The 21,247-nt window shown below is 63.7% G+C and carries 19 protein-coding genes; 8 read left to right on the top strand and 11 right to left on the bottom strand.

Annotated elements, in window-relative coordinates; all coding sequences use genetic code 11:
* Together BN1119_RS12690 and arcB are read right to left on the bottom strand one after the other, a co-directional pair.
* The coding region (locus BN1119_RS12690) for an HD domain-containing protein (protein WP_041998402.1) at positions 1-437 on the bottom strand (437 nt) is incomplete at its 3' end.
* A 51-nt stretch (positions 438-488) separates the two neighbouring features.
* Complete coding sequence (arcB, locus tag BN1119_RS12685) at positions 489-2,804, bottom strand: aerobic respiration two-component sensor histidine kinase ArcB (protein WP_041998480.1); 2,316 nt, start codon at positions 2,802-2,804, stop codon at positions 489-491.
* Positions 2,805-3,073: 269 nt separating this feature from the next.
* Here arcB and BN1119_RS12680 point away from each other — a divergent pair, with 269 nt between their 5' ends.
* On the top strand, positions 3,074-4,060 hold the full coding sequence (locus tag BN1119_RS12680; RefSeq protein ID WP_041998400.1) for a DUF2860 family protein: 987 nt from the start codon (positions 3,074-3,076) through the stop codon (positions 4,058-4,060).
* Between the two features lie 71 nt (positions 4,061-4,131).
* On the opposite strand, the gene BN1119_RS12675 is transcribed toward BN1119_RS12680, so the two are convergent.
* The 4 genes from BN1119_RS12675 to BN1119_RS12660 all read right to left on the bottom strand — a co-directional run bounded on the left by BN1119_RS12675 (position 4,132) and on the right by BN1119_RS12660 (position 7,096).
* Positions 4,132-4,830, bottom strand: coding sequence for a DUF3334 family protein (locus BN1119_RS12675; RefSeq protein WP_041998398.1), 699 nt, complete (start codon positions 4,828-4,830; stop codon positions 4,132-4,134).
* Positions 4,831-4,929: 99 nt separating this feature from the next.
* Entirely contained in the window at positions 4,930-5,367 is a 438-nt protein-coding gene (locus tag BN1119_RS12670) for an HIT domain-containing protein (protein ID WP_041998394.1), read from the bottom strand.
* Between the two features lie 107 nt (positions 5,368-5,474).
* Positions 5,475-6,104 (bottom strand): DUF2057 domain-containing protein, encoded by a 630-nt coding sequence (locus BN1119_RS12665; protein ID WP_041998391.1) that lies wholly within the window; start codon positions 6,102-6,104, stop codon positions 5,475-5,477.
* A gap of 92 nt (positions 6,105-6,196) precedes the next feature.
* Positions 6,197-7,096 (bottom strand): LysR family transcriptional regulator, encoded by a 900-nt coding sequence (locus tag BN1119_RS12660; protein ID WP_041998388.1) that lies wholly within the window; start codon positions 7,094-7,096, stop codon positions 6,197-6,199.
* A 98-nt stretch (positions 7,097-7,194) separates the two neighbouring features.
* Between BN1119_RS12660 and BN1119_RS12655 the strand changes: the two genes are divergently transcribed.
* Complete coding sequence (locus BN1119_RS12655; RefSeq protein ID WP_041998386.1) at positions 7,195-7,797, top strand: short chain dehydrogenase; 603 nt, start codon at positions 7,195-7,197, stop codon at positions 7,795-7,797.
* 166 nt (positions 7,798-7,963) lie between these two features.
* On the opposite strand, the gene BN1119_RS12650 is transcribed toward BN1119_RS12655, so the two are convergent.
* From BN1119_RS12650 to dapA, 3 genes are all read right to left on the bottom strand, one after another.
* Complete coding sequence (locus BN1119_RS12650; protein ID WP_041998383.1) at positions 7,964-9,067, bottom strand: phosphoribosylaminoimidazolesuccinocarboxamide synthase; 1,104 nt, start codon at positions 9,065-9,067, stop codon at positions 7,964-7,966.
* A gap of 144 nt (positions 9,068-9,211) precedes the next feature.
* The gene (gene bamC / locus BN1119_RS12645) at positions 9,212-10,333 is read right to left on the bottom strand and encodes an outer membrane protein assembly factor BamC (RefSeq protein WP_084205453.1); all 1,122 of its coding nucleotides are present in this window, start codon (positions 10,331-10,333) and stop codon (positions 9,212-9,214) included.
* Positions 10,326-11,213 (bottom strand): 4-hydroxy-tetrahydrodipicolinate synthase, encoded by an 888-nt coding sequence (dapA, locus tag BN1119_RS12640; RefSeq protein WP_041998379.1) that lies wholly within the window; start codon positions 11,211-11,213, stop codon positions 10,326-10,328. The genes bamC and dapA overlap by 8 nt, the downstream gene beginning before the upstream one ends.
* A gap of 175 nt (positions 11,214-11,388) precedes the next feature.
* Here dapA and BN1119_RS12635 point away from each other — a divergent pair, with 175 nt between their 5' ends.
* The 3 genes from BN1119_RS12635 (at position 11,389) to BN1119_RS12625 (ending at position 13,138) form a co-directional block, all read left to right on the top strand.
* Positions 11,389-11,922 (top strand): glycine cleavage system transcriptional repressor, encoded by a 534-nt coding sequence (locus BN1119_RS12635; protein WP_041998376.1) that lies wholly within the window; start codon positions 11,389-11,391, stop codon positions 11,920-11,922.
* A 71-nt stretch (positions 11,923-11,993) separates the two neighbouring features.
* Complete coding sequence (bcp, locus tag BN1119_RS12630) at positions 11,994-12,458, top strand: thioredoxin-dependent thiol peroxidase (protein ID WP_041998479.1); 465 nt, start codon at positions 11,994-11,996, stop codon at positions 12,456-12,458.
* Positions 12,459-12,637: 179 nt separating this feature from the next.
* Positions 12,638-13,138, top strand: coding sequence for a YfbU family protein (locus BN1119_RS12625; protein ID WP_041998373.1), 501 nt, complete (start codon positions 12,638-12,640; stop codon positions 13,136-13,138).
* Positions 13,139-13,189: 51 nt separating this feature from the next.
* On the opposite strand, the gene yfbV is transcribed toward BN1119_RS12625, so the two are convergent.
* Positions 13,190-13,630 carry a terminus macrodomain insulation protein YfbV gene (yfbV, locus tag BN1119_RS12620; protein WP_041998371.1) on the bottom strand — a complete coding sequence of 147 codons (441 nt, stop codon included), beginning with the start codon at positions 13,628-13,630 and terminating at the stop codon, positions 13,190-13,192.
* Positions 13,631-13,934: 304 nt separating this feature from the next.
* Here yfbV and BN1119_RS12615 point away from each other — a divergent pair, with 304 nt between their 5' ends.
* The 3 genes from BN1119_RS12615 to BN1119_RS12605 all read left to right on the top strand — a co-directional run bounded on the left by BN1119_RS12615 (position 13,935) and on the right by BN1119_RS12605 (position 18,690).
* Entirely contained in the window at positions 13,935-15,137 is a 1,203-nt protein-coding gene (locus BN1119_RS12615) for an acetate kinase (RefSeq protein ID WP_041998369.1), read from the top strand.
* Between the two features lie 68 nt (positions 15,138-15,205).
* Positions 15,206-17,359: a phosphate acetyltransferase gene (gene pta, locus BN1119_RS12610; protein ID WP_041998367.1), complete on the top strand. Its 2,154-nt coding sequence runs from the start codon at positions 15,206-15,208 to the stop codon at positions 17,357-17,359.
* Between the two features lie 416 nt (positions 17,360-17,775).
* Positions 17,776-18,690 (top strand): TIGR01777 family oxidoreductase, encoded by a 915-nt coding sequence (locus BN1119_RS12605; RefSeq protein ID WP_041998365.1) that lies wholly within the window; start codon positions 17,776-17,778, stop codon positions 18,688-18,690.
* Between the two features lie 90 nt (positions 18,691-18,780).
* Here the strand turns inward: BN1119_RS12605 and BN1119_RS12600 are convergent, their stop codons facing one another.
* Entirely contained in the window at positions 18,781-21,219 is a 2,439-nt protein-coding gene (locus BN1119_RS12600) for an ABC transporter permease (protein ID WP_041998363.1), read from the bottom strand.
* Positions 21,220-21,247: the final 28 nt, after the last annotated feature.

The raw sequence follows: 21,247 nt of genomic DNA, 5'->3' as shown, positions 1-21,247 counted from the left end.
AGCAGATCGGCCCGCAGCCGCGGCCACTGCTCGCTCGCCGCCCCCACGGCGGCGGCAAACAGGGGATCGAGCTGCTCGCCGAGCCATTGCCCCATCACCTGCTCCCCGAAGTGGCCGAAGGGGGGGTTGCCCACGTCATGGAGCAGGCAGGCCATCTCCACCAGATTGATGAAGGACCAGGGGCAGACCGCCTCGGCGGGCAAGCGCCCCAGGATGCGACGGCTGATCTGGCGCCCCGTCTCCTGCACTTCCAGGGAGTGGGTCAGCCGGCTGCGCACCGAGGCCTTCACATCCAGCGGGAATACCTGGGTCTTTTGCTGCAAGCGGCGCACCGGGGCCGCCTGGACGATCCGGGCCCGATCGAATTCGGTCGCCGCCAGCAGGCTCTCCTCCCCTCTGGGGACGATGCGCAGGGGCGGGATCAGGGTCTGGTACATGGGCTCACTCCTCTGGCTTCCCTCGTCTGGGTCGCTGTCATGGCTTGGGGGTCACGTCTGCAACCAGGTGCGCAGGCGGGCGATGTCGCCCGGGTAGGCACGGCGCAGCGACTCAATCCAGTCTTCCACGTTCTCCCACCAGGCGGGCTGATCCGGGCTCTGGATCAGCTGGGCCAGCTGTTGCAGGCGACGCAGACCGATGGAGCCGGCGGCCCCCTTGATCTTGTGCGCCTCCTCCACCACCCCGGCCTGATCCCTGGCCGTCATGTTCGAATCGAGCACCGCCATGTAGTCCGGCATCATCTGCTCGAACAGGTCCACGCTGGAGATCAGCACCCCCTTGCCGACCGTGTCCGCGTAGTCGGTCAAGAAGCCCAGATCCAGCCAGTCGTTCTGCTCCGCCTGCTCGCTGGCGGCGGAGGCCTCCTCATCGGCCAGATCCGCGAACAGGTGGGCGATGACGGCACGCACCGCCTGGGAGCGCAGCGGCTTGTTGATCACATCCTGCATGCCGCGTTCGAGGTAATAGTCGCGATCGCCGGTGACGTTGGCCGTCAGCGCCACCATGGGCGGCAGACTGTCTCCGTAGCGTTCGAGCAGCCGGGCCGCCACGTCGAAGCCCGTCATGTCCGGCAGCTGGATATCGAGCAGGATGAGATCAAAATCATCCGGGTTGGCCATGGCGATGGCCTCGCCGCCGGTGCGCGCCACCCTGACCTGGTGACCAAGCTTGTCCAGCAGGGCGCAGGCGACGGTGACGTTGAGCTCCACATCTTCCACCAGCAGGATATCGAGGCGCAGATCGCTGTCGGGCAGCTCGGGATCGGCAGCGGCCTCGACGCAGGCCACCTCCAGCTCGGCGGTGAAACAGGCGCCCTCGCCGACATCGCTGTCCACATAGAGCTGGCCGCCCATGGCCTGCACCAGCTGGCGCGAGACCGCGAGGCCGATCCCGGTGCCGGTGGCGTGCTGCTTGCCCTGCACCTGATAGTACATGGCGAAGATCTTTTCCTGCTGGGCAGGCGGTATGCCGATGCCGGTATCTTCCACCTCGAAGTGCAGGGCCAGCCTGCCCTGGGTCTCGGCCTCGTGGGCGAGGCAGCGGATGGTCACCCCTCCCTCGTCGGTGAACTTGACCGCGTTGCCCACCAGGTTCCACAGCACCTGGCGCAACCGGGTACCGTCCGCCATCACGAATTGCGGCATGTCGCCATCCCGATCGAAATGCAGGTAGAGCCCCTTCTGTTCCGCCTGGATGCGCGACAGCGTCTCCAGCTCGTCGAGGAAGGCGGGCAGATCCAGCGGGGCGGGCGCGATTTCCAGTCGACGCCGGTCGAGTTTGTCGAGATCTATGATGTCGTTGAAGATGTTGCCCAGCGTCACGGCGCTCAGGTGGATGGTGTTGAGCTGCTGGTGCTGGGCCGGGGTGAGCTGGGTATCCATCAGCATGCGGCTCAGGCCCACGATGCCGTTCAAGGGGGTGCGCAGCTCGTGACTGATGGTGGAGATGAAGGTGGTCTTGTCCCGGCTCGCCTTCTCCAGCTTGTCCTGGTACTGCTTGCGCTCCGTGATGTCGCGGCCAAAGCCGAGCAGGCCGAGCCGCTTGCCGAAGCGGTCGAAGAAGGGCACCTTGCGCAGCTCGAAGTAGGCCTTGCGCCCATCCGGATACTCGAGCCACTGCTCATAGGTCATGGGCTCGTTGCTTGCAAACACCTGGCGATCCGTCTCGACCACCTTGTTGGCGATGTCCTGCTTGTAGACATCGAACGGGGTGAGGCCGATGAGCTCAGCCTCCACCCGACCGGTGAGCTGCTCCATGGCGGTGTTGCAGCCGGAGAACTGCTCGTCCTCGTTGCGGTAATAGACCAGATCCGGGGAACAGTCGATGAAGGAGCGCAGCAGGGCGGTGCGCTCTCCCAGGTGCAGCTGGGCCTTCTCCCGCTGGAACACCTCGTTCTCCAGATCCTCGATCGCCTGCTGGCGCAGGGTCTCGGCCCGGTTGGTCTCGGCTATCTGGGCATTGAGGCGGCTGATGTTCTCCTGCAACTGGCTGTTGAGCTCCATGTCCCGCTCGCGCATCTCCTGCAGCTTGCGCACCATGCGGCTCAGCCGCTGACGGGAGTCCTCCAGCTGATCCACCACGATGGAGAGGAAATAGACGGCCCAGGGGGTCACCAGCAGGCCGAAGAAGACGGAGCGCACCAGATCGACCACATCGACAGTGCCGCGCAGAAACAGGGTCACCCCCATCTGGATGGAGACGGCCAACACTATGATGGCCGCGGCCAGGAACATGCTGAAACGCACCAGCCCCAGCTTGGTCATCAGATCCACATAATACTGGGCCCAGGATTTAATCTGCTTCATCTCGTTGTTTTCTCCCCACAAGTGCTCCCCAGAATACCAGCAGCCGTCCCGGAACTCTTGTCCCGACGCTGGATTTATTGCGTCCGCCCCACCCTTTGTGAGCTGGCCCTCACTGGTGCGGTGCAAGGTGTGGCGGGCCCCGTCGGGGGCGGGCAAAACAAACCCGCCCGGGTGCGACAGGGATGCCATGGAGGCAGACAGGGGCGGAACACCTCCTTATAATGCCGCAGGTCAATCTGTTTGAATCCTACTCGTTCGAGGAATGAGCAATGCGCAAGAGTCTGTTACTCGGCCTGGGTCTGCTGGTCGCCGGGCCCCTTCATGCCGAGATCATCGAGATCCCGAAACAGTCCGGCTTCTCCGGCTTCCTGCTGGGAGGCATCAACGCCAGCAGCTACGAGTCCAACTTCTACAAGGGCCATGACAGCCATGAGCGCATCGACAGCCTGGGCTCGGCCGAGCGTTCCGACGGTCTGACCCCTCTGATCAATGCGGATCTGCGCTACACCTTCGCCGACACCCGCACCCAGCTGTTCCTGGGCAACCTTATCCAGGACGCGGTGCGCTTCGACTTCACCCAGCAGCTGGGGGTGCGCCAGCAGGTGGGCGACAAGGGCATCATCGCCGGCTCCTATGTGTTCAGCGCCCTGCCCGGCGAGCAGTGGCAGGATCCCTTCGCCACCGGTGTCGATCGGGAGACCACGGACCGCAGCTCTCGCGGCATGCGCCTGAGCTGGGACAAGATCTGGGGTTCGCACTTCAACGGCAAGGCCACCTTGCGCAAGATAGACATCGACAACGAACACAGCGGCGAACGCTATGGTCACGAGGTCGCCCACCAGCTCGATCGCAACGGCCGGGAATATACCTTCGAATTGGGTTACCTGTGGCAGCTGGCCCCGGGCCAACTGCTCGAGCCCTCCCTGATCTACCGCCAGGCCGACCTGGATGGCCGGGCCGAGCGTTATGACAGCACCGGCCTTCAGCTGAGCTACGGCCTCAAGCAAAGCCAGTGGTCCCTGGTGAGCAACCTCTATCTCGGCAAGCGCGACTATGACGCCATCCAGCCGATCTTTGGCAGACGGGCCGATGCCAACGAGTTCGCCATCGGCGGCTCCTTCTTCTGGCATCGCCTGTTCGGGGTCGCCCCCCTCTCCGCCGTGGTGAGCGCCAGCTACGCCAGGGCCGACTCCGACATCGCCTTCTACGACAGCAACGCCAGCTCCCTGAGCACCGGCCTGCTCTACACCTTCTGATGGCGCGTGGCGCCTGCTGAAAACAAGGAGGCCACCCTGGGGTGGCCTCTTTTTTTATGCCGTGACGGCGCTCAGATCCCGAGGGAGTCCAGCAGGTCGTCGTGCTCGTTCGCACTGGCGACGGTCGCCGCCGGTTGCGGGGCCTGGGCCAGCTTGGTACGGGCGATCAGCTCGTCCGGGCTCAGCTCCTCCTGATCCCGCCCCTCGTCGTGCAACCGGATGAACTCGGTCTTGTCCATCGCCAGCTCCAGATAGAAGATGTTGTTGCGGGCGGTGAAGAAGGTGACCCGGCGCGACTCCGGGTTGTCGAGGTTGGTATCGACGCTCAGCATCACCTGCTTGTTCAGGGCCAGCATCTTGGGCTGGTTCTGGGTGATGTGGGTCTGCAGCTCGCGGCCGACCTTGTGGGTGAAGCTGCCGACGATCTGGTTCATCAGCTCTCCCATCACGTTGCTCACCTCGTCCGAGGTGTGGGAGATGGCGAGATCCTCCTTGGAGAGCCCCATGCTCAGCATGTAGTTCTCGTAGAGTTCCATGGCGGCGGCGGCGGAGAAGTTGATCACCACCAGGCCGGAGAAGCCGCCATCGAACAGCACGAAGCAGCCGATGTCGGGCTTGAGGCAGGTCTTGCTGATCTTCTGCACCATGCCGGAGAAGCGCACCTGGCTCTGGCTGGCCGCACTCAGCACCTTGGTGACCGAGTTACACAGGCTCAGCAGTACATCTTCCGTGGTCAGCACGGTATCGTCATCGGCTCTCGTTACTATCATGGGCTCTTCCTGAACGGCGAAAATGGGCTTATCTATAACACAAAGGGAGAGGCCTGGCCGGGCCCTTGTCATCGGGCTGGGAGCCAGCACGCTCTTTCGTCACTCGTCGGCATAGATCGGGGTGAACCCGGGGACTGTGCCTAGGCGCGTCTGCCATGTATCGGCCTCCCGCGCCAAAACTTGCGGCCCATGGGGAATGACGGGATGAGCTCCCCAAATGGGCCCCGGCCAGGCCTTGTCACCGACGAAGCGGGCCACATGGTGCAGATGCAGCTGGGGCACCAGGTTGCCCAGGGCCGCCACATTGATCTTGTCGGGCGCGAGCGCCTGATCCATCAGGGCGGCGACGGCGCAGGACTCCTGCATCAGTTGCTGCTGCTGAAGGGGGGCCAGATGGTGGATCTCGCGCAAACCGGCCACCCGTGGCACCAGGATGAGCCAGGGATACTGGCTCTCCTTGGCGAGCAGGACGCGGCACAGGGGCAGATCGCCAAGCACCCGGGTATCGGCGGCCAGGCGGGGATGCAGTTCGAACATGGGGACCTCATGCAAAAAAAGGTGGGCACGGCAGTGTGCCCACCTTACTGCAAGCTCCCTTGCAAGGAAAGCGGGAGGGCGGTGACGGCGCCCCCGACCCGGGCAGATCAGAGCCGGGGCACGGCCCAGCCGATGAAGCGCTTGCGCAATGCGGGATCCGCCTGCAGGAACAGTTGTTGCAACTGGGCCTCCAGACCGCTGGCTTCGACGGCCAGGGCCGGACCCTGGCTCGGCGCGGCAGCGACCGTCAGGGCCGCCACACCGCCATCCCGGTTGTAATCCGCCAGCCGATCGGGCCAGTCGATCCCCAGCTGCAGCCCCCGGCTGACCAGCTCGTCCTGGGCAAACGCGACCGACCGGCCCTGCTCATCAGCCAGGCCAAGCGTGGGCGCCCTGGCAAAGGCGGCCATCTGCTCGCCACTGCGCAGGGCGGCGGGAGCCGCAGCCGGCGTCAGGATCAGGGGACCGCCGCTGGCATCGAAGCGTACCACCTGAGGTTCGGATACATGGTGGGTATCGTTGTCGCTGCTGTTGCGGCTCTCCTCCACCCCGTCGTAACGCACCAGCAGCTGGGCTGTCCCCTCCCTGACGCTGGCGCTATGCTCGTCGAGCAACCTGCCCTCCTGCACCGCCAGCAGCTGGAACGGGGCCGGTACCGAGACTCGGACATCGGCCAGGGCCAGGCCGCTCACACTCCCGCAGCCCAGTAACAGGGCCAGGCTCCACACTCGTTTCATCTCATCATCCGTTATCGGTGCCACACATGGCCCGCTACCTTAGCGGGCCTTTGTGACAGCCAGATAACAGTATGCTGGCGCTTCGCCTGCCCTCACATCAGATAGTGGGGATGCTCGCGAAACCAGGCCTGCAACAGCTGCTTGAACAGCTTGATCTTGCGCGGCACCCGGCGCTGCTGGGCATGTACTATGTGCAGCGGATGAAGCGACCCCTGCCACGCGGGCAGCAGCCACTGCAGTTCGCCCCGGGCCAGCAGGGGGTCGGCCAGCATCAGCGGACACTTGGTGGGCCCCATGCCGGCCACCGCCAGTCGCAGCAAGGTGCTGTAGTGGTTGGACCGCACCTTGCCTTGCACCAGGATCCTTGCCTCCTCCCCCTCTCTGGCGAGATGCCACTGCTCCCAGGCGGGGTTGTGATCCTGCAGCAGGCAGCTGTGGGCCGCCATCTCATAAGGGGTCGCCGGCAGGCCATGGCGCGCCACCCAGGCCGGACTGGCCACCACCACATCCCGCAGTCGCCCCAGAGGGAGGGCGACCAGGTTGTCCGGTATCTGGGTCATGGCGCGCAGGGCGATGTCGTGCTCCCCCTGGCTCATGTCGAGGGCGGCATTGGTAAAGTTGAACTCCAGGCTGACCCCGGGACAAAGAGCCGCGAAATGCTCGAGCAGTTCGGCGGCCAGTCGGTCTCCCATGCTGACCGGGCAGGTGAAGCGCAGCCGTCCGCTGTCCTCCTCGGTCAGCGCCTCTATGTCCTGCCGGGCCTGCTGGGCCAGGGCAAAGATCTCCCCCGCCTGCTGATAGAGGCTCTTGCCCGCCTCGGTCAGGCTGAGCCTGCGGGTGGTACGCTGCAGCAACTGGGCATTGAGGTCCCGCTCCAGGGCACTGACATGGCGGCTGAGCATGCCTTTGCTCACCCCAAGGGCATCGGCGGCGGCGGAGAAACTGCCCCGCAGCACCACCTGATAGAAGCTCGACAGATGACCTAGCTCCACACCATTCACTCCAAAATGACAACAATTCGTTCATGTTAAGCGCTTTTTCTTCTTGTTTGTCCAGATATTATCGATATATCCCAACAAGGAGTGCAGCCATGAAAATCGTCATTGTCGGTGCCAGTGGCACCATAGGTTCCGCCGTCAGCACGCTGCTGGCGAGTCAGCACGAGATCGTTCGCGTCGGCCACCGCCAGGGAGATGCCAGGGTCGATATGACCGACGGCGCCTCCATCGCCGCCCTGTTTGACGCCACAGGTCCCTTCGATGCCCTGGTGGTCGCCAGCGGCAACCTCGCCTTCGGCCCCCTCGCCCAATTGAGCGACGAGCAGTGGCAGTTTGGCCTGGAGAGCAAGCTGATGGGACAGATCAAGCTGACCCGCGCCGCCATTCCCTATCTCAGGGAGGGCGGCTCCATCACCCTGACCAGCGGCATAGTGAGCGAGGTCCCCATCCAGGGTGGCGCCAGCGCCACCACCATCAACGGCGCCATCGAGCATTTTGCCAAGGCCGCGGCCTGCGAACTGCCCAAGGGGCTGCGCATCAATGTGGTGAGCCCGACCCTGTTGACCGAATCCCGGGAGGCGTACGGTCCCTTTTTCCCCGGTTTCGAGAGTGTGCCCGCCGCCCGGGTGGCCCTCGCCTACCAAAGAGCCGTGATGGGGGTACAGAGCGGCCAGGTGTTCAAGGTCTTTGACTGAAACAGGCCAGTGACCGGCTCCGCCGAGGGTCATGCTCTCCAGATGGCGCGATGGCACAAAGAGGAACGGGCCCCGCAATGGGGCCCGTTCGCATATGCCGCCTGGTCACCCGAGGCGGCCCGCCAGGCAAACGTTTGTTTCCTGGCGGCAAAGAAGACCACTCGCCTCAGTCGATCAGGCCGTACTGCTCCCGCAGCACCTCGATGATCTCCTGCTTGGGATGGGCGCTGCGCACCAGCGGCTGACCTATGATGGTCTCGGCGATGCCCACATAGGTGTGGGAGATGTCCATCATCACCTCGGTGGGCAGCTTGTTGTTCCGGGCCAGGGCGAATCGCTCCGGCATGCGGTGCTTGTTGAGCAGTATGTCCGGATCCGGGAAGTGGTTCAGCAGCCACTGGCGGAAGCCCTCTTTGGACTTCTCGACGATCTCGCCGTTGCGCAGGGCGGCGCCGTCCCAGATCCGCGAGCTGTCGGGGGTGCCGACTTCATCCATGTAGATGAGCTTCTCGCGACCGGCGGCATCGGTCACGTAACCGAACTCGAACTTGGTGTCGACGAACAGCTGGTCCCGCTCGGCCAGGGCCTCGCTGATGACGTTGAAGCCTTCCTTGAGCAGCGTCTCGTAGCGATCGATGTCCGCCGGGGAGCGGAAACCGAAGGCCTGATGGTGGCGCTCTATGTCGGCCCGGGAGACGTTGACGTCGTCCGCTTCCGGCACGCCGTCCAGTCCTTTCAGCACGCCCTTGGTAGAGGGAGTGATGAGGATCTCGGGCAGCTTCTGATCCTTTTGCAGGCCTTCGGGCAGGGTGATGCCGCAGAACTCCCGCTCGCCATCCTGGTAGGCACGCCACATGGAGCCTGTGATGTATTGACGGGCGATGGCCTCGATCAGCACGGGGCGGGCCTTTTGCACGATCCAGACGAAGGGGTGCGGGATATCCAGGATATGGCTGTCCGCCAATCCCTTCTCCTTGAAGAGCGTGAACCAGTGGCTGGAGATGGCATTGAGCGCCGCCCCCTTGCCCGGGACGCCGTTCAAGCCGTCCACCCCCTGCCAGATGCAGTCGAAGGCCGAGATGCGATCACTGATCACCATGATGGCCAGGGGCGCATCGGCCGGCACGTCATAGCCTTTCTCTCTGATGAGCCGGGCACTGTCTGCCGGGGTCAACCAGTAGACGCTGCGCACCTTGCCTGAATGGACAGGTTTATCGGTACGGATCGGCAAATCGTCATTCACCGCCAATACTTGATCTGCAAGACTCATGGCTTTTAACACTTCCTGTTGTGGGACTAATGAAACAGAGCAGCCACCCCGCGGCTCGGGAATGGGTGCGATCCAATCCGGGTAACCCCCTGCGTCACGCCGGGGGACTCATATAACGAAACAGGGGCGCCGGGCCCCTGTTTGTCATTGTGCTGCTGCCTGATCGGCCTGTGCCTTGGCGAATGCCTCGGACAGGCTGATGTACATCTGGGAGATGACACCGGACGATACCGGCTTCTTGTCCTTGTCGAACAGGGTGATGGAGGTCTTGCCACCCGCCATCTCGCCGAGCTGGAAGCGGTACTTCTCTTCTTCCAGCTTGAAGGGCTCGCCCCCCTTGCTCTGCCAGAAGTCGCTGCCCGGCTCGTCATACTCGACGTCGATCCAGCCCAGGGACTGCTGGGTATCCTTGATGATGAAACCGTAGCCGGGCAGGATCTGGTTGAGGCGACGCCACACCTGATCAAAGGAGCCATCGGCGATCCAGGCGCTCAGGTCGTTGTTGTCAAGACCCAGTTGCAGCCCCATGCCATCGCTGCTCCTGTGCTGCTCCCGCGCCTTGAGTTCCTTGTCGTAATAGAGGGAGAACTGGTTGAGGGCGCGCGTGGCGTAACGCTTCGCCTCGGCCGGGCTCAGGCTGGTGCTGGTGTCGCCGTCCAGCTTCTCCTCGTGGTCGATGACCCTGACCGACATGTTCATGGCATGGCGCTGGTTGTCCGGGCTCAGGGTGAAGAGGTAGCGCTGGCGGATCTGGTAGTCGTCATCTTCCTCGCCCCAGCCGTCGAGGGCCATGGTGTTGTCGAACCAACCGGTTTCCAGCACGCCGCCTTCGCGGTCAAGGCGCTCGGTGGTGACCTTGTACTTCGCCAGGAAATTCATCAGGAAGGCCCAGGTGTCGTCCTGCACGTTCTGCCCGGTACTCAGGGCATAGAAGGCGACGGTGGGCTCGGCCGCATTGGTCACCACCTGGCTGCCAGGAACCACGGTCAGCAACTGGGCGGGAGGACGCACGTCCACATCGGCGCCGAGGGGGCCTTCGCGGCTGCTCTCGGGCAGGGCGGGAATATTGAACTCGCTGTTAAAGGCGGGGGTCTGCAACCCGGCGGGTATCAGGAATGCACGGCCTTCCAGGCGGGCGTCCTCATACTCAAAACCACGGTTGGCCATCTTGCGCTCCGCCGGTGAGCTGCAACCGGCCAACACGGCCAGGGTCACCACACTCATCGCCAGACGCACTGCACTTCCCTTTCCGTTTGTTTTAAACACTCGCCATCAACTCCGCAGTCATCAGAGCCTGCGTCATCGCCTGTTCGCCCTCTGGGGTGAGGTCGGTGAGCGGCAGACGCAGGGTCGCCGTCGCTATCAATCCCAGCCGGGCGCAGGCCCATTTGACCGGAATGGGGCTCGGTTCGCAGAACAGAGTCCGATGCAACGGCATCAATCGATTGTTGATGTCGTGGGCCAGACCGGCATCACCGGCCAGGGCAGCACGACACATGTCGGCCATCTGGGCCGCCGCAATATTGGTGGTGACGGAGATGACCCCATCGCCCCCTTGCAGCATAAAATCACATCCAGTCTCGTCATCGCCACTGTAGAGGGCGAAATCCGCACCACACAGCGCCCGCAGCAGCGGGGTGCGCGCCAGATCGCCGGTGGCCTCTTTCAAGCCGATGATCCCGGGCACCCTGGCCAGGCGGCCAACGGTCTCGGGTTTGAGATCACAGCAGGTACGACCCGGCACATTATAAAGAATTTGGGGCAGACCACTAGCCTCGGCGATCGCACAATAGTGACGATAGAGACCTTCTTGGGTCGGTTTGTTGTAGTAAGGGGTGACGGAGAGCCCGGCATCCACCCCCAGTTCGGCAAAGCGGCGGGACAGGGCGATGGCATGGCGGGTATCGTTGGAGCCGCAGCCGGCCACCACGGCGATGCGTCCCGCCGCCAGCTCCAGGGTCCTGGCCACGACGGCGATGTGCTCCTGCTCGCTCAGGGTCACCGACTCCCCCGTGGTGCCCACCGCGACGATGGCCGAGGTACCGGCGGCCACATGATACTCGACAAGGCGAGCCAGACTGGCCCAATCGACGTCCCCTGACGCCAGCATGGGGGTGACAAGAGCGACAAGACTACCGCGTAACATGGATATTTCTCCCGATTTTCAGGGGCGTAATGGTAAAGCTGCCCCCTTTGAAAAACAAGGGAGGCGGGGGACAAGCCGTGGTACCATCCGCCACAAAACGGCGCAATGCCCCACCCGGCTCCAGGCTCGCCCGAGTCGGCCTGCGCCAGCAAAATGAATGGACGAGAGAGGACTTATGACGCATTACCTGGTCGTAACGGCCATCGGCACGGACAGGCCTGGCATAGTGAACGAAGTGACCCGCCACGTGAGTGGCTGTGGCTGCAACATAGTCGACAGCCGCCTTGGCATCTTCGGCAACGAATTTACCTTCATCATGCTGCTGTCGGGCGACTGGAACAGCCTGATGCAACTCGAGATAAGCCTGCCCCTGCGCAGCCAGGAGTGGGATCTCATCACCATGATGAAGCGCACCGAGCGCCATCACTCCCTGCAATACGACATCAACGCCAGCGCCGAGATCCTGATCCGCGACGAGCCCGGCATCGTCAGCCAGTGCACCCAGTTCTTCAGCGACCATGGCTGGGACATCCAGGCCATGCAGACCCAGACCCGGGAGCAGGAGCCCTACAACCGCTTCAAGGCGAGCTTCCAGCTCAACCTGGCGCGCGCCGGCGAAGTGACCGACTCCGAGGCCGCCTTCGCCGCCTTCTGCCAGGCGCTCGGCGCCGAGTCGTTCGAGTTCATCATTCACCGCAAGCACCCTTGAGGTGTCCACCCCCAGTCGTCAGCCTGCCCGAGGGCAGCCACCGAGGAGTCAAGATGTCTACCATTGAACCCATCCAACCCTTGTCCGCCGGCGCCAACGCGCCCGATTTCACCCTGCAGGATCAGGATGGCCAGCCGGTCAGCCTGAGCGGACTGCGCGGCAAGAAGGTGCTCGTCTATTTCTATCCCAAGGCGATGACCCCGGGCTGCACCACCCAGGCCTGCGGCCTGCGGGACGTCAATGCCGAGCTGGCCGCTCTCAATGTGACCGTGCTCGCCATCAGCCCGGACCCCGCCAAGCGCCTCAAGAAGTTCGAGGAGCGCGACAGCCTCAACTTCCGCCTGCTGAGCGATGAGGATCACGCCGTGGCCGAAGCGTTCGGGGTCTGGGGTCCGAAGAAGTTCATGGGTAAAGAGTACGATGGCATCCATCGCCTGAGCTTCCTCATCGACGAGGCGGGCAAGATTGTCCACCGCTTCGACAAGTTCAAGACCAGCGATCACCATCAGGTGGTGCTCGACTTCATCAAGGGCTGATCCCGCCGGACCGGGCCTTGCCCGGAGTGAAACGCGAGGGGGCCGACGGCCCCCTCGCTCTTTGGCCACGCACCACGCGCCAGCGCCCGTTTTTGCGCGCAACTCCCCTGCCAGATCAAAAAATCCATCTGATATCTGGGTTAACTTGGTGCCAGTTTCATCTTGCAGCGAGAAATCCCATGAACATGAGCCACACAGAGCGCCTCATCCTCAGCAACCAGTACGAGATCCTGGCCAAGCTCAACCCGGAAAAGGCAGCGGATTACCAGCGCGCCAGCACCATCATAGAGAAGGGCTACTGTCTGCAGATCCTCGAGCTGGAGAAGCACTTCGGCCATCTGGATCTCGCCACCTGCCAGGAGGTGCTCGGCACCCTGGAGCTGCACCATGCCCTGGCCATCTCCTGGGGCAATCTGGCCCCCGCCCATCAGGCCGAGGTCGCGGCCAGCCGGCTGCGCTTCAATGGGTACAGCCGCAGCCAGGAGGCCGCCCTGGCCGATTATGTCTGCTTCCTGCTGGAGGTGGACAAGCGCTTCCCCGAGCTGGACTGCCCCTGCGACGAGCTCTCCAGCGACATCGCCATGCGCGACAAATACCAGCGGATGCTGGCGGTCTGGCACCAGTGTCCGCGCCAGTACAAGCTCTCGGTCCAGGAGATCCGCAACATACTGGCGGCCTGACTCGGCCATAAGAAAAGGCGCCCCAAGGCGCCTTTTTCTCCCTTGCGGGGACTATTCGTAGAGAAAGGATTTATCGAGCTGCTTGAAGGCGGCATTCAGGGTGTCGGCCAGCTCTTCGTATCTCGGCTGGGCCACCAGCTGACGGTGACCTCCCTGCTCGTTCATCTTGCCGTTGATCTCCCGGTACCAGTTCGCCAATGAGGGGGGCAGCCGGGTCTCGGCACGCTGGCCTAGCCAGTAGTAACCCTGCAGCGGCAGGCTGAGCAGAAACAGCACGCTGGTCATCACCGAGGGCCAGTAGTGATCCTGACCCAGCTGAAACTGCAACATGATGCTGAGCACGGCCAGGGCCGGGATCACCTTGAGGGCGAACTCGGTGGCCCGGATGATACGGTTTTCAGGAAACAGTGGATTGAGCTCGGGACGGCGTGGCCAAATCGTCATATAATGTCGGCCTTGCTGTAACTTAGTTCCAAAAGAAGTCATGCTCATACTGCCTCCGAGCCAATTTTGACCGTATCAAGTGACAAAACCGCGTAAAAATTTGATGGAAGGTAACAAAGGTTTAGGATGACTTTGTTATTTTTCAACAATGAGGTTATCCTTTGTACGCCCATTTTTACCGCCGATGGTCCCTCCGGGCCCCATCGGAAGGCGTCAGGATGTCGGGCCTTGTATCACTATACAAGGGGCAAGCAACAGATTGCCAACCCTCATCAGGATAAGTTGAAGATATTGGGCGCCCTCGCGTCCGTGCAGTCCTCCTACACAACCCAATCTGCGATAGGATTTATTCATGAGTAAGCTGGTTCTTGTACTTAACTGTGGCAGCTCTTCCCTGAAGTTCGCCGTGATCGATGCCACCACAGGCGATGACCTGCTGTCCGGCCTGGCAGAGTGCTTCGGCCTCGACGACGCCCGCATCAAGTGGAAGCTCAACGGCGAGAAAGGCAATGCCGATCTGGGTGCCGGTGCCGCTCACCAGGAAGCGCTGGACTACATCGTCAACAAGATCCTGCCCCTGAATCCGGCCCTGGCCGAAAACCTGATCGCCATCGGTCACCGCGTGGTACATGGCGGTGAGAAGTTCACCTCCTCCGTGGTCATCACCGACGAAGTGGTCAAGGGCATCGAAGATTGCGCCACCCTGGCTCCCCTGCACAACCCGGCTCACCTGATCGGCATCCGTGCCGCGCTGAAGGTGTTCCCGCAGCTGGCCGACAAGAACGTGGCCGTGTTCGATACCGCCTTCCACCAGACCATGCCCCAAGAAGCCTTCCTGTACGCCCTGCCGTACAAGCTCTACAAAGAGAACGGCATCCGTCGCTACGGCATGCACGGCACCAGCCACTACTTCATCAGCCTGGAAGCCGCCAAGCAGCTGAACAAGCCGGTTTCCGAGCTCAACATCATCAACTGCCACCTGGGCAACGGCGGCTCCGTCTGCGCCATCAAGAACGGCCAGTCCGTCGATACCTCCATGGGCCTGACCCCCCTGGAAGGCCTGGTGATGGGTACCCGTTGCGGTGATATCGATCCGGCCATCATCTTCCACCTGCATGACAATCTGGGCATGAGCGTTGCCGAGATCAACACCATGCTGACCAAGGAATCCGGCCTGCAGGGTCTGACCGAAGTCACCTCCGACTGCCGTTTCGTCGAAGACAACTACGACAGCAAGGAAGAAGCCAAGCGTGCCATGGATGTTTACTGCTATCGCCTGGCCAAGTACATCGGCGCCTACGCCGCCGCCATGGACGGTCGTCTGGATGCCGTGGTCTTCACCGGTGGCATCGGTGAGAACTCGGCCCCGATCCGTGAGATGGCCCTGAACAAGCTGGGTCTGCTGGGCTTTGACATCGACCACGATGCCAACCTGGCCGCCCGCTTCGGCAAGGGTGGCGTGATCTCCAAGGCCGGTACCACCAAGGCCCTGGTGATCCCGACCAACGAAGAGTGGGTGATTGCCCACGACGCGCTGGACCTCGTCGGCGCCTGATCCGCAGTAACGTGAGGCCGCCCCAGGGCGGCCTTTTCCTGATCCCAAAAATGAACAAGGGGTATTAAGTGGCACGCACTATTATGCTTATCCCGGTTGGCACCGGTGTTGGTGTGACCTCAGTGAGCCTTGGCGTTGTTCGCGCAATGGAACGTCATGGCGTCAACGTCAGCTTCTTCAAACCGGTTGCCCAGCCGCGCCCGGGCGAGATAGGTGCCGAGCGCTCCACCGCCGTGATCCGCGCCGCCGCCAACATCAACCCGCCCGAGCCGTTCGCCCTCTCCTACGCCGAGAACATGATCACCACCAGCAACACCGACATCCTGCTGGAAGAGATAGTGGCTCGCTTCGAGGAGCACGTGAAGGCCAGCGGTGCCGAAGTGGTCGTGGTCGAGGGCATGGTCCCCACCGACAAGCAGCCGTTCGCCAACAAGCTGAACTACGACGTCGCCAAGGCGCTGGATGCCGACATGGTGTTCGTCACCCACCCGGGTCATGACTCCAGCCAGAAGCTCAAGGAGCGCATCGAACTGGCCTGCTCCAACTTCGGTGGCGTCAACAACCCGCGCATCGTCGGCTGCGTGATCAACAAGGTCGGCGCCCCGGTTGACGAGCACGGCGTGACCCGCCCCGACCTGACCGAGATGTTCGAGGCCCATCACCACACCACGGACGCCGCCCATAATCTGGAAGTGCTGCAGGTGTTCGGCAAGAGCCCGCTGCGCATCCTCGGCTGCATCCCCTGGAATACCCAGCTGATCGCCCCGCGCGCCAAGGATCTCGCCAAGCACCTGGCCGCCAAGATCCTGCACAAGGGTGAGCTGGACAGCCGTCGCCTGCAGACCGTGACCTTCTGTGCCCGCTCCATCCACAACATGATCGAGCACTTCCGTCCGGGCAGCCTGCTGGTGACCTCGGGCGATCGATCCGACGTCATCGTCTCCGCCTGCCTCTCTGCCATGAACGGCGTCAAGCTGGGCGCCCTGCTGCTGACCGGCAACTATCATCCGGAACCCCAGGTGATGGCCCTGTGCCAACAAGCCATGGCCACCGGCCTGCCGATCATGATCACCGGCACCAACACCTGGCAGACCGCCGTCAGCCTGCAGAACTTCAACGTCGACATCCCGGAAGATGACCGCGAGCGGATCGAACTGGTGCAGGACTATGTGGCCGGCCACATCGACAAGCACTGGATCGAGTCCCTCTCTGCCAAGTCCACCCGCTCCCGTCGCCTGAGCCCGCCTGCGTTCCGTTATCAGCTGACCGAGCTGGCCCGTCAGGCCAACAAGCGGGTCGTACTGCCGGAAGGGGAAGAGCCGCGCACCATCAAGGCGGCTGCCATCTGTGCCGAGCGTGGCATCGCCCGTCCGGTGCTGCTGGGCAACCCGGAGGAGATCCGCCGCGTCGCCGAACAGCAGGGCGTGATCCTGACCGACCGCGTCGAGATCATCGATCCCGTGGCCGTGCGCGAGCGTTACGTGGCCCGTCTGGTCGAGCTGCGCAAGAACAAGGGCATGACCGAAGTGGTCGCCCGCGAGCAGCTGGAAGACAACGTGGTGCTGGGCACCATGATGCTGGAACGCGGCGAAGTGGACGGTCTGGTTTCTGGCGCCGTGCACACCACCGCCAACACCATCCGTCCGCCGATGCAGATCATCAAGACGGCCCCGGGGTCGTCCCTCATCTCCTCCATCTTCTTCATGCTGCTGCCGGATCAGGTGCTGGTCTACGGTGACTGCGCCATCAACCCGGATCCGAGCGCCGAACAGCTGGCCGAGATCGCCATCCAGTCCGCCGACTCCGCTGCCGCCTTCGGCATCGAGCCGCGCGTCGCCATGATCTCCTACTCCACCGGTACCTCTGGCGCCGGCGCGGACGTCGAGAAGGTGCGCGAAGCGACCGAACTGGCCAAGGCCAAGCGCCCCGACCTCATCATCGACGGCCCGCTGCAGTACGATGCGGCCATCATGGAGAACGTGGCCAAGTCCAAGGCACCGAACTCCCCGGTCGCGGGTAAAGCCACCGTGTTCGTGTTCCCGGATCTGAACACCGGCAACACCACCTACAAGGCGGTACAGCGCTCCGCCGAGCTGGTCTCCATCGGCCCCATGCTGCAAGGCATGCGCAAGCCGGTCAACGACCTCTCCCGTGGCGCCCTGGTGGACGACATCGTCTACACCATCGCCCTGACCGGGATCCAGGCAGCCCAGGCCGAGTAATCGGCCCTGCTGTCTGTCCCTGTGAAAAACCCGCCATTCGGCGGGTTTTTTTATGTCTCGGCGGCCGATGTTGATCCCCGAGATCAAATCCGGATCCCCTCGATTCGGCCCTGTCCATTCCAGTGCAGCGACCGGCCTGGCCCAACGCCAGAGCGAACACTCACATTCGCGCCAGGGGATTGCGCAATTGCACCCCAGTCGGGATAAGATGAAAATAGTCGTTTAAGATCAGCCAACTAACGCTAGAAACACCGCTAATCTACAGACTTTTCCACAGCTTTTGTGGATAGTTTCCGGATCATTTGAAAGAAAACAACAGATGCAGGAGGTGGCGCAGGGATCCGCCTCTCTCGGTCTCATGGCTTGTTCATCCCTTGCCGACTCACTAGAGTAGAGCCAGACATGGAGGGGACGAGATGAAGATTCTAATCACGGGCGGGACAGGGTTCATCGGCCGCAAGCTGGTGGCGCACCTCAAGGTGCAGCATCAGGTCGTGGTCCTGAGCCGCCAGGGCAGCCTGGCCTACCAGTTGCTGGGTCACGATGTGCAGGTGCTCGACTCCCTGGACAGGCTCGACGATCTCAACGACATAGATGCCGTGATCAACCTCGCCGGGGAACCCATCGCCCAGGGACGCTGGAACCTGGCCCGCAAGCAGCAGCTGTGCGACAGCCGCTGGCTGCTGACCGAGCAGCTGGTCGATCTCATCAAGCTCTCCAGCAATCCCCCCAAAGTACTGCTCAGCGCCTCCGCCATCGGCTGGTACGGCCGCCAGGATGACAGGCCCCTGGATGAGGGGTGCGATCACCCCAGCCAGGAGTTCACCCACCAGCTCTGCCACCGCTGGGAGTCTCTGGCCCTGGCGGCCAGCAGCGAGCAGACCCGGGTCTGCATACTGCGTATCGGCCTGGTGCTGGGACTCGATGGCGGTGCCCTGCCCAAGATGCTGCCCCCCTATCGGGTCGGATTTGGCGGCCCCATGGGCGAAGGGGGGCAGGTGGTCTCCTGGATCCACATCCAGGATCTTGTGCGGGCCTGGCTCTATCTGCTCGAGCATGAGGAGTGCCGCGGCATCTATAACGGCACGGCCCCGACCCCGGTGAGCAATCGGGAGTTCAGCCAGCAGCTGGCCAGGGCACTCAAGCGTCCCCATCTGCTGCGCATTCCCGCCTGGGCCCTGCGGCTCATGATGGGCGAGGCCGCCGATCTGGTGCTGACCGGGCAGAGGGTGCTGCCCAGGCGCCTGCAAGAGGCGGGTTTTCACTTCACCTTCCCGGCCCTGCCCCAGGCCTTCGTCAATCTGCTGGAGCGCCCCCAGCCCAGCAAGTAACCCAGACGCTCCCGCGAGAAAAGAGCGCCTCCCCGGGGGGAAGCGCTCGTGTCGTGATGGTATGCCATGCCGCAGCAAGGCAGGTTGGTCCTAGAGCAGGCCCTGGCCCAGGCCCCGCAGTCGATCGCTCAGGGTGCCGGCCAGCAACTGGCGCTGCATCCCCTGCCCGGCCAGAGTGACCAGCAGGGCGCCAAGGGCGGGCAGCCCCAGCCAGATGAACCAGTGGAACTGCCACTGACCCTCGAACCAGGCCAGTTGCAGGCCCAGACTCGCCAGCTCCACCACGGCCGCGCCGCACAAGCCCGCCAGCAGGCCCGTCGCCACCAGCTCCCAGCGCAGCATCCGCTGCAGCAGCTGGCTGCCGGCCCCCAGGGTGCGCATCAGCAACAGCTCGCGGCGGCGGCTCGCCATGCTGGCCTGGGTCTGGGTCAGCAGCACCAGCAGGGCCGCCACCGTCACCAGACCCAGCATCAGGGCCAGGGCGCGGCTCACCTGCTGGGAGACCTGGCTCAGCCGGGCGATGAGATCATCCACATCGATGAGGGAGACGGTGGGGTATTGGCGAATGAGCGCCACCTCCGCCGCCTTGCCTGTGGCCGGCAGGCGATAGCTGCCGAGCCAGGTGGGTGAGAAATCGGCCAGCAGATCCGGGGAGAAGATCATGTAGAAGTTGGGGCGCATATTGTCCCACTTGATGTGGCGCAAACTGGTGACTCTCGCCTCGAACTCGCGCCCCTCGATGTTGAATCCCAGGGTGTCACCTAGCTTGATATCCAGCCTCTCGGCCACCTCGTCATCCACCGACACCTCCCCCTTGCCCGCAAGCCAGCGCCCCTGGGTGATGCGGTTGTCGGCAGGCAGCTGCGCCGTGCTGGTGAAGTTCAGCTCCCGATCGATCCCCTCCCGGCCGTTGGGGCCCACCGCCTCGCCGGCGATGCTGCTCAGGCGACCGCGCACCATGGGGTAGAAGTCCGAGGTCACCGCCCCCGCCTCGCCGAGGGCGGCGAGGATGGGAAGGCGCTCCTCGCTGGCGATGTTGACCAGGAAGCGGTTCGGCGCGTCCGCCGGCAGGCGGGCGGAGAACTCGTCGAGCAGATCGACCCGGGCCGCCCAGAGCAGACCAAACAGCATGAGCGCCAGGGCAAAGCCCGCCAGCTGGAACAGCCCGGCCCCCCGTTCCCGGGAGAGATGGGCCAGGGCCAGGCGCAGGGCATGGGGCCCCTTGAGACGGCTGCCCAGCCTGAGCAGCCCGGCCGCCATCAGTGCCAGCAGCGCCATCAACAGCCCCATGCCGGCGACCAACCCCAGGGCCAGCCCCCAGTCGGCGGTGAAGCCCCACACCAGACCAAACAGCCCCAGCAGGCCGACCGGCAGCGCCAGCCAGGTCGGCACGCTGGCGGAGAGCTCCCGGCGCAGCACCCGCAGTGGCGGTACCTTGAGCAGGCGCAGGAAGGGGATGAAGGCGAGCAGCAGGGTGATGAAGAGCGCGACCGCCAGCCCCAGGGCGAAGGGGCGCCAGGAGGGGGGCGGCAGATCCGGTGGCAGCAGGTTGCCAAGGAGCTGCAGGGTGAGCCACTGCATCAGGCTGCCTGCGGCCAGACCCAGCAGGGCGCCCACCAAGGTGAGGCTGAGCAGCAGTGTGCCCATCAGCCGCCACAGACTGCCCCTGGAGGCGCCGAGCGTCTTGAGCAGGGCCACCATGCTGGTCTGGCGCTCGGCGAAATGCCGCACGGCGATCCCCATGGCCAGGGCACCGAGCAGCACCCCGGCCAGGGAGGCGAGGCGGAAGAAGCGTTCGGCATTGGCCAGGGAGCGACCGACCTGGGAGCCCTGATCGTCCGGGGTCACCCACTTCTGGCCCGCCACCAGCTTGGGCTTGATCCAGGCTTCGAAGCGACCTATGTCGGCCCGCTCCCCTTGAAAGAGGTAACGCCACTGCTGGCGGCTGGCGGGCAGCAGGGCGCCGGTCGCCTCTATGTCATCGCTGTGGATCAGCGCCCTGGGGGCCAGCAGGAAGGGGCTGAAGCCCTGATCCGGCTCCCGGCCGAGCAGACCCGCCACCTTGAGATGGGTGTTGCCCACCTCCAGCACCTCCCCAGTGCTGGCACCCAGCAGCTGCATCAGCCGGGCCGACAGCCAGATCTCCCCCGGCATGGGGGCGCGCTGGGGTTCCAGCTCCAGCTTGCCGTAGAAGGGGAAGCCGTCGGGGACAGCGCGGATGGAGGCGAGCTGGAAAGCGTCGCCGTGAAACAGCATGCTGTTGAAGCTGACGGTGGCCTGCACCGCCACCTTCTCCTGCTGCGCCCGAGCCAGCCAGGCAGGATCCAGGGCCCGCCCCGTGCCAATGGCCCGATCCGCCCCGATAAAGTCGCGGCCCGAGGCCTTGAGGCCTGCATCCAGCCGATCCGCCACCAGGGCCACGCTCAGCACACAGGCGACACAGAGCGCCAGCGCCAGCACGAACCAGCGCAACTCGCCGCTGGCCCCTTCCCGGCGCAGCAATCGCAGCGCCAATCGTACATGAGTCATTCTTGCTCCCTATCGAACGGGCATGCCT

Source organism: Aeromonas bivalvium (assembly GCF_000819765.1).
GTDB classification, from domain to species: domain Bacteria; phylum Pseudomonadota; class Gammaproteobacteria; order Enterobacterales; family Aeromonadaceae; genus Aeromonas; species Aeromonas bivalvium.
The sequence above is the reverse complement of the archived record's forward strand: the minus strand, read 5'-3'. Positions and strand labels throughout refer to the sequence as shown.